Genomic DNA, 6,908 nt, shown 5'->3' with positions numbered 1-6,908 from the left:
CCTTGGTTACTTGGGGCTTTTCCAAGTGACACGCCGTAAGGGCGTAACCCATAGCCGCCGTTACCGCAGAAATGGATATGTACACCTGAAAGAGATTGGTCGGCTACCAGGCCGCCATCGCGAGCAGGCTCGCTCCCACAGTTTGATCGGAGTACACCTGTGGGAGATTGGTTGGCTGTCAGGCCGTCTTCGCGAGCAAGCCCGCTCCCACATTTTTGAACGGGGTAGATCTGTGGGAGATTGGTTGGCTGTCAGGCCGCCATCGCGAGCAGGCTCGCTCCCACAGTTTGATCCGGGTACATCTGTGGGAGATTGGTCGGCTGCCTTCGCGGGCAAGCCTTGCTCCTACAAAGGCAGAACGCAGACACCAGGTCGGCCCGAAGGCCGCCTCGGTTCACTCTTCCTCGCCCTCAGGCACAACCTTGTTCTGCGTCAGATACCGATCCAGCGTCTCATTCTGCGGTGGCGAAGAAGTATCCCCGGCGACCTGCCACAAATGCCGCTCGATCCCCTGCGCCAGCATATGCCCCACCGCCGCTTCGATCGCCGACAGCACACACAATTGCGCCGGTTCGTTAGTGGTATAGCCAACCTCAGCTTCCAGCAACTTCTTGAACTCGATGAACTTGAACACCCCGGCACTGCGCGCCACAGAGTAGATCGTCTTGCTGGTCATCACGTTGGCCAACACCTGCCCGCTGCGCACATCCACCGCGCGCAGGTTCACCGTGACCTGGTCCACGCGATACTCCCGGGAGATATCGATACCCAGATAACGCGCCCCTTCCCCACCGCTGCGCACGTTGGTGTCGTAGGCAATGATCCCGCCCTCAAGCATCATGTTCGCCGCCTGCAACGGCGGCAGTTCACCCTGGATATTCACCGGCGTATTGGGCTTTTTCTGCGAAGCGCGGATGATCTTGCGCTCGGTCAGCAGGTTCTGCAGCCCTTCGCGTTCCAGCACCACGAACCAGCCGCTGGCCTGCAAGGCGTCCATCAACATACTCGCCGCGCCCTGGGTCACGCTGGTGGAAAACGAACTGGCCGGCGTCGGCTTGTATTGCCCGGTCTGATCACGGAAGCCGTACACCACCGCCATCAACCGGCCCTTGGGTCGTGGCATGTTGATCAAGTCGTAATACGTCGAGGCCCTCGGGGTCAGGGTCGGGGTTTTGGAGTCCTGCTCGGCCGACATCGGCTCGCGCAGACTGCACCCTTGTAATGCCGCCAACATCAGCCCTAGCGCAATTATTTTTTTCATGTCCTTAACTCCCCATCGACCCAAATCCCCGTCAAGGGGCCAGGCCATTCACCTGGATTTCCGAAACTTCACCGGTCGCTCGGTCCGTGACTTCAATGGTCAGCGCACCGGAATCGTCGACGACGTTGACGATGAAGGCGTCGGTGGACAGGCTCCCCGTGTTGCCGGTGGAGATGTTGTCCATCAACTGCCCCAGCAGCCTTGATTGCAGCTGGCTGGTGAAGCGCTCCAGGGCCGAAGTACCGGCCACGGAAGTGCGTTTCTTCAAGTCCGGATCGTCGTAGTCGTTTTGTGCCTGGGCGTTATTGAGCAGCCAGGTGCCGTTCAACGGGTTGCCGCCGAACGAAGGGTTGATGGGCGTATAGACCAGCTCCGTCGCCTGGACCAGGCTGCAACTGCCCAACCCGAGCAACCAGAGCCCGAGGTGCCGCGAGAGCGTTTTCGTTTTCATAATTCGTCCCTCTCAAGGTCCGTGGTGTCCTGCAATAAGGTTTCCAGTTTGCGCTGGACAATCTGCCCGCGAACCCAGTCGGCGGCGTCATAGGCGTCGTCCTTGAGTTCCACGGTGTTCGGCGGCAGGAAGCGCCGATAAACCAGTCGCTGCTGATATTCCACGGTCACCAGGCTGCCCCAGCGCGCCGAAGGTCGTTCGCGTACCACCAGGTTGAAATCCATCGGGCTGGTGGCACGCAGGCGTTCACTGAACGAGTAGTAAAAGTCGTGGCCGATGTGCGAAATCGTGTCATCGATGATGAAACCGAGCATTTCGTCCTCTTCGGCCGCCGCCGCAAAGGACGTCGTCAGCATCAGGATCAGGGCCGCCAGCCAGTGCCTGTTCATGGCATCACCTCCCTAGCGCCTGAGGCGTGGCTGACTGATTTTTCGCAGGTCCCGACGTGCCATCGAGGAAGGCTTTCTCGGCCACGAACTGCCAGTCCTTGTAACTCGCCATGCCCGTGAAGTCCGACCACTGACTGGGGAAATCCGTCTGTTTGAGCGGCGTGTCCGTGGAGGGACTGTTGAGCCCGGTGATGCGTCCGTCGAAGCCGCGCATCAGCGTCCATTCGCCGCCCCCGATCGGGTCCGGGTACAGCTGACGCAAGTGATGTTTGGGCGACGGGAAACGCTCGTCCTGCAGCAGGTCCGCCAGCTCTTTCGGGTACTGCGCCAGGCCCGGCGAACTGCGGTAATAGCTGCGCAAGGCCTGGGCGTACTGGGTACCGACCCAGAGCAACTGGCGTTCGCGATCACGGCGCGAAGCCGTCGACCACAACTCGCCGGCACTGGCCAGGCCCATGCCCATCACCATGATCAGGAACAGCACGCCCAAGTAAGTGAAGCCCGCCTCGCTGGAGGCCTTACCACTCGGAATAAAGGCTGCCATCACGCGCCCTCCCTGTGGCACCGCTTTTGATATCGGCGACCCCGCCCGCTACGCCGTCCGGCGGTGCCACCAGGACCCAGAGGTCTTTGCGTTCTGCGATCGGGTCCATCGGCGGGTTGCGCAGGTAACGTTGCTCCACCAGTTGCTCAAGCGAATCGGGATAACGCCCAGTGTCGCCGTAGTAGTGGTCCAGCGCCTCGCGCATCGCCGACAGGCTCTGGCGCAACGTGGTCTCTTTCGAGGCCTCGAGGCTGTTGAAATAGCGTGGCAAGGCGATGGTCATCAGGGTCGCGATGATTGCCATGACCACCATCAGTTCCAGTAGGGTAAAACCCTTTTCCCGACGCATATGCTCACCACTCCTTGTACGCGATGCCGTTGAGCCCCTTGCCCCGGGCCTTGGAGTAAACGTCAAAGACGTCTTCGCCCTCCCGCGGGTTTTGAGCCGAGCTGTCATAAGAGCGCAGGCCCCAACCACCGTCGTCGTCACGCTTGACCGGTGCCAGCGGGTCATGGGGCACGCGCCGCAGAAAGTAGAACTTGGCCCCCTTGGCGCTGCGCACATCGCGCACGCCCTCGACCAGCACTTGCAGGTTCGGCGGATAGCCGCTGCTGTTCAGCGACTTCTCGATGTAACCGGCGTCGAAGGCCCGTTTGTAGGCGTCGATGGCATCGCGAATCTGGTACAGCGCCGCCCGCAGATCCTGCTCTTTACCCCGGCGCACAACGGTCTCGGTCAGCGGCGCGGCCATGCCGGCCAACAGGCCGATCAGGGCCAGCGTGACGACGACTTCGATCAGGGTGAAACCGCGTTCCGAGGCTTTCATGATCAGCGCTTCTCGACGACAACAGTGGTATTGGCGGAAGCGACCGGCCGATCGATGGGCTCAACCTGAGGCGGCTCTTGCATCCGACGGTCCGGCGCCTGAATGTGCATGCTGGTTTCGGTGCCGGTCGGGAATTCCATGTCCGACGGGCTCTGGTACGGCAGGTTGCGCACGATCCGCGGAGTGATCGACAGCACCAGTTCGGATTTGCTGAGATTGTCCTTGTTGCTGCCGAACAGCCGGCCCAGCCCGGGAATGTCGCCAAGGCCCGGGATCTTGTTGCCGGTGGCGCCATGGTCGTTGCGCATCAGGCCGGCCAGGATCTGGGTTTCGCCGTCATGCAGGCGCAGCGTGGTCTGGGCATTGCGGGTATCGACCTGAACCGGAATCGTGCCCTGGCGGGTCGGTTCCAGCGGTGTGGCGTTACTCACTTCCAGGGCGATCTTGATCGCCACTTCGTTGTTCAGGTGCACGGTCGGTTGCACTTCGAGCTTCAGACCGACGTCCAGGTAAGTGACGCTTTCGGTGATCACCGGGCCTTGGGTCGAAGGCACTGAGGTGGCGCTGATGATCGGCACCCGCTGACCAATGTGGATGCGCGCCTGTTCACGGTTGCTGACGCGAATCACCGGGCTGGCCAGGGTGTTGATGTCGTTGTCCTGCGCATTGATCTTGGCTTGCGGCGATGGCGAGATCGTGATCCGGCCGGAGTTGATGCCTTTCAACTGATCGAGGAGCTGCACCGGAGAGCCGTCGCTGTTGACCACGCCGAACGTGTTCGGCCATTGCAGGCCAAGGTCGAGAATCCGCTGGGTGGCGACTTCCATCACCTCCACTTCCAACACCACTTCCGGGTTGGACTGGTCCTGGGATTGCAGGAGTTTTTCGGCCATGCGCACGGCGTCTTCGGTGTCGCGCATAGTCAGGGTATTGAGGCGTTCATCGACGAACACGTCGCGGGTCTTGAGCATGGTTTTGATCATGTTCAGCGCGGTGTTGGAATCGATGCTGGTCAGGTAAAAGGTGCGCATCACCAGCTCTTGGTAGTCCTTGAGCTTCTGCGGCGAGTCCGGGTAGATCAGCAAAGTGTTTTCGTTCACCACTTTCTGGTGCAGCTGGTTCTGTTGCAGCAGCAATTCCACGGCGTCTTCGATGCGCACGTCGCGCACGAAGATGGTGGCTTTCATGTCCGGGCGCAGGTCCTTGTCGAAAATGAAGTTCAGGCCGGCGACCTGGGACAGCACTTCGAAAATGGTCTTCAGGTTGGCGTCGCGAAACTCCAGGGTCACCGGCCGTTCAAGACGGGTGCGCAGTTGCGGATAAGGCACCACGTTGCGGCTCTGCACCAGGCGCACGTTGCCTTGCAGTTCCAGTGCTCCTTCATTTTGCGGGTCCAGTTCGAGGATCTGTTTCACTTGGCGTTCGGCGCCGTAGATGTCGCCGCGACGCAGGTCGCCACGGGCCAGTTCGAGTTTTTCATCGAGGCTGCGCATGTGTTCGAGCTGGCGCAGTGCGTCCTGTGCGCGGCGGTTATTCGGCTCGATGGTCAACACCCGGCCGTAAGCCATGCGGGCAGACGCAAAGTCACGCTGGGTGCGATCCATGTCAGCCTGGGTCAACAGCGCCGTCACGGCGCGGGCACGGCCGCTGTTCAGGGCCAGGTGCAGCTCGGTGTCTCGTGGGTTTTCCTTCAGCCCTTCCTGGATACGGGCCAGGCCGGCTTCGTACTGCCCCGACTCCATCAAATCACTCGCCTCTTCCCTGGCGACCTGCGCCGAACTGCACGCGGCCAGCCCTGCACAAAGGCAAACAAGGCTCATCAGCAAACGGGATCTGTTCATTGCGCGCTCCCCACAGACAAGGTCTGGGCCAAATGCAGAGGCAGGTAGACAAAGCTGAGTTCCACATCGGAAATCCCTTCGATCCGCCAGGTGTCGTCGATCACATCCCCTTTGCGCACGACGTATATTTTTTCGCCGTTCTGCAAAAACACTTGCAGGTCGGTGCGGTCATTCAGCTTGCCGATAAACTGGAAAGGCATCGGCGGTGCAGTGGGGACTTGCACCACCGGGGTCAGGTTGACGGGTTGTTCGTTGACGCTGGCGAGCACCGGTGCAGCCTTCCAGCTGCGGGCGGCGAACAGGTCGCCCGCCGGGCTCAGGTCCTTGATCACCGCCGGTTTGCCGGTGGCAGCAGCGGCCGGCAGTGCGCCGCGGGTTTTGCTTTTTTCGGGTACGGCGACCGTGGCGACGGCCACCTCGCCGTCGTCTGCCGGCTGGAAGTAATCAGGCCCCCAGGTCAGCGCCGCGGCCACGCCGAAGAACGCCACCCAACCCACTACGCGTTTGGTATTCATCATGACCTCGACAGGTAAAGGGTCATGCGGATCCGCCCGGTGAGGTCGGTGTCGGCGATTTTTTTACGCTGAAACTCCACGTCCTCCACAACCACCGCCGGCAACTGGCCGAGCAAGGCGTGCAGGAACCGCCGCAGTTGCGGATAGCTGCCGCGCACCGGCAGCAGAATCTGATAGCGGGCCAGGTGCGTCTTCGGGTCGATGCCCAAGGAATATTCGCCGCGCGCCAGGGTGATGTGTTCCTGGGCCGCCAGCGCATAGATCTTGTCGATGGCCACGGTGGCCTGCGGCTGGGACGGCAACTTGCTGCGGAAGTCTTCGAGCTGACGCTGAGGCACCACTGGCGCGGCGACCGTGCCGTCTTCAACCTTGGCCAGGTACTCGCCGGCTTCGCGAGTCTGCTGGCTGAGCGTTTGCAGCGAGTGCCAGTCCGGCATCAGGCCAACCAGGCCATACATCAGCGCCAGCACCAGCATTGCCAGCCCTGCCAGACCGGGAATGCCCAGGCCTTGCAGGTATTCGTGGACGATCAATCTAGGGATTTGCATCACCGATCTCCCAGCTAGCCGACAGGTTGAATTGCACCGGGTGTTCCGGCACGTTGGCGACAATTTCGTGGCTCAGCAGCGACACATCGGACAGCTCGTCGCTGGCTTCCAGGCGCCGGTGGAAGTCGAGCATCGCTTCCAGGTTTCGCGCTTCGGCGCTGATCCGCACCTGACCTTTGCGCGCATCCGGGGTCAGGGTCAGCAAGGCAATGTCATCGCGCGGCATGGCTTCGAGCATGGCGAACAAGCGTTCCCACGGCCGGCGCAGTTGCTGGGACACCTTGCGCATCTCGGCCAGGTTTTGTGCCTGTTCGCGGATTTGCGCCGGGCTCAGGCTGAGCTTGCCGCCGGTGTCGCCGGTCAGTACGCGCTGGGCCGTTTGCAAATGGCCTTGCTGCTGCTCGGTGTGGTCACTGAGGTGTTGTTGAATGAAGACGCAGGTCAGCGTCAGCACCACGCCACCGGCCAGCAGGCTCCATCCCAAGGGGCCCGAGCGGCGGCGCGGCTGAAAGTCGAGCATCAGGGCGCGCAT

The 6,908-nt window shown here is 61.6% G+C and carries 10 protein-coding genes; all 10 read right to left on the bottom strand.

Annotated elements, in window-relative coordinates; translation table 11 throughout:
• Positions 1-394 precede the first annotated feature (394 nt).
• Genes ACIPL2_RS31105 through ACIPL2_RS31060 form a run of 10 tightly spaced genes read right to left on the bottom strand, consistent with a single transcriptional unit; the run spans position 395 to position 6,908 of the window.
• The gene (locus ACIPL2_RS31105; RefSeq protein WP_401363499.1) at positions 395-1,261 is read right to left on the bottom strand and encodes a CsgG/HfaB family protein; all 867 of its coding nucleotides are present in this window, start codon (positions 1,259-1,261) and stop codon (positions 395-397) included.
• Between the two features lie 31 nt (positions 1,262-1,292).
• Positions 1,293-1,712 (bottom strand): curli assembly protein CsgF, encoded by a 420-nt coding sequence (locus tag ACIPL2_RS31100; RefSeq protein ID WP_059408192.1) that lies wholly within the window; start codon positions 1,710-1,712, stop codon positions 1,293-1,295.
• On the bottom strand, positions 1,709-2,101 hold the full coding sequence (gene csgE / locus ACIPL2_RS31095) for a curli production assembly/transport protein CsgE (RefSeq protein WP_401363494.1): 393 nt from the start codon (positions 2,099-2,101) through the stop codon (positions 1,709-1,711). Before csgE ends, ACIPL2_RS31100 begins: the two co-directional genes overlap by 4 nt.
• 4 nt (positions 2,102-2,105) lie before the next feature.
• Positions 2,106-2,645 (bottom strand): type II secretion system protein, encoded by a 540-nt coding sequence (locus ACIPL2_RS31090; RefSeq protein ID WP_401363491.1) that lies wholly within the window; start codon positions 2,643-2,645, stop codon positions 2,106-2,108.
• Positions 2,620-2,994, bottom strand: a complete 375-nt coding sequence (locus tag ACIPL2_RS31085; protein WP_401363489.1) for a type II secretion system protein — start codon at positions 2,992-2,994, stop codon at positions 2,620-2,622. The genes ACIPL2_RS31090 and ACIPL2_RS31085 overlap by 26 nt, the downstream gene beginning before the upstream one ends.
• Positions 2,995-2,998: 4 nt before the next feature.
• Complete coding sequence (locus ACIPL2_RS31080; protein ID WP_401363486.1) at positions 2,999-3,472, bottom strand: type II secretion system protein; 474 nt, start codon at positions 3,470-3,472, stop codon at positions 2,999-3,001.
• A 2-nt stretch (positions 3,473-3,474) separates the two neighbouring features.
• Positions 3,475-5,313, bottom strand: coding sequence for a secretin N-terminal domain-containing protein (locus ACIPL2_RS31075; RefSeq protein WP_401363484.1), 1,839 nt, complete (start codon positions 5,311-5,313; stop codon positions 3,475-3,477).
• Entirely contained in the window at positions 5,310-5,828 is a 519-nt protein-coding gene (locus ACIPL2_RS31070; RefSeq protein ID WP_401363481.1) for a hypothetical protein, read from the bottom strand. The genes ACIPL2_RS31075 and ACIPL2_RS31070 overlap by 4 nt, the downstream gene beginning before the upstream one ends.
• Positions 5,828-6,376: a GspMb/PilO family protein gene (locus ACIPL2_RS31065; RefSeq protein WP_401363478.1), complete on the bottom strand. Its 549-nt coding sequence runs from the start codon at positions 6,374-6,376 to the stop codon at positions 5,828-5,830. The genes ACIPL2_RS31070 and ACIPL2_RS31065 overlap by 1 nt, the downstream gene beginning before the upstream one ends.
• Positions 6,363-6,908, bottom strand: coding sequence for a PilN domain-containing protein (locus ACIPL2_RS31060; protein ID WP_401363475.1), 546 nt, complete (start codon positions 6,906-6,908; stop codon positions 6,363-6,365). Before ACIPL2_RS31060 ends, ACIPL2_RS31065 begins: the two co-directional genes overlap by 14 nt.

The sequence above is a fragment of the Pseudomonas sp. NPDC086251 genome (assembly GCF_044746405.1).
Classification (GTDB): domain Bacteria; phylum Pseudomonadota; class Gammaproteobacteria; order Pseudomonadales; family Pseudomonadaceae; genus Aquipseudomonas.
Note: the sequence above shows the minus strand (reverse complement) of the source record. Positions and strands in the feature narration are given on the sequence as shown.

Excerpts from the sequence above, each read along its gene's own strand:
- ACIPL2_RS31085 (WP_401363489.1), bottom strand. The coding sequence starts at position 2,994 with ATGCGTCGGGAAAAGGGTTTTACCCTACTGGAACTGATGGTGGTCATG.
- ACIPL2_RS31080 (WP_401363486.1), bottom strand. The coding sequence starts at position 3,472 with ATGAAAGCCTCGGAACGCGGTTTCACCCTGATCGAAGTCGTCGTCACG.
- ACIPL2_RS31060 (WP_401363475.1), bottom strand. The coding sequence starts at position 6,908 with ATGCGCGCCCTGATGCTCGACTTTCAGCCGCGCCGCCGCTCGGGCCCC.
- ACIPL2_RS31070 (WP_401363481.1), bottom strand. The coding sequence starts at position 5,828 with ATGAATACCAAACGCGTAGTGGGTTGGGTGGCGTTCTTCGGCGTGGCC.
- ACIPL2_RS31065 (WP_401363478.1), bottom strand. The coding sequence starts at position 6,376 with ATGCAAATCCCTAGATTGATCGTCCACGAATACCTGCAAGGCCTGGGC.
- ACIPL2_RS31100 (WP_059408192.1), bottom strand. The coding sequence starts at position 1,712 with ATGAAAACGAAAACGCTCTCGCGGCACCTCGGGCTCTGGTTGCTCGGG.
- ACIPL2_RS31105 (WP_401363499.1), bottom strand. The coding sequence starts at position 1,261 with ATGAAAAAAATAATTGCGCTAGGGCTGATGTTGGCGGCATTACAAGGG.
- ACIPL2_RS31090 (WP_401363491.1), bottom strand. The coding sequence starts at position 2,645 with ATGGCAGCCTTTATTCCGAGTGGTAAGGCCTCCAGCGAGGCGGGCTTC.
- ACIPL2_RS31075 (WP_401363484.1), bottom strand. The coding sequence starts at position 5,313 with ATGAACAGATCCCGTTTGCTGATGAGCCTTGTTTGCCTTTGTGCAGGG.
- csgE (WP_401363494.1), bottom strand. The coding sequence starts at position 2,101 with ATGAACAGGCACTGGCTGGCGGCCCTGATCCTGATGCTGACGACGTCC.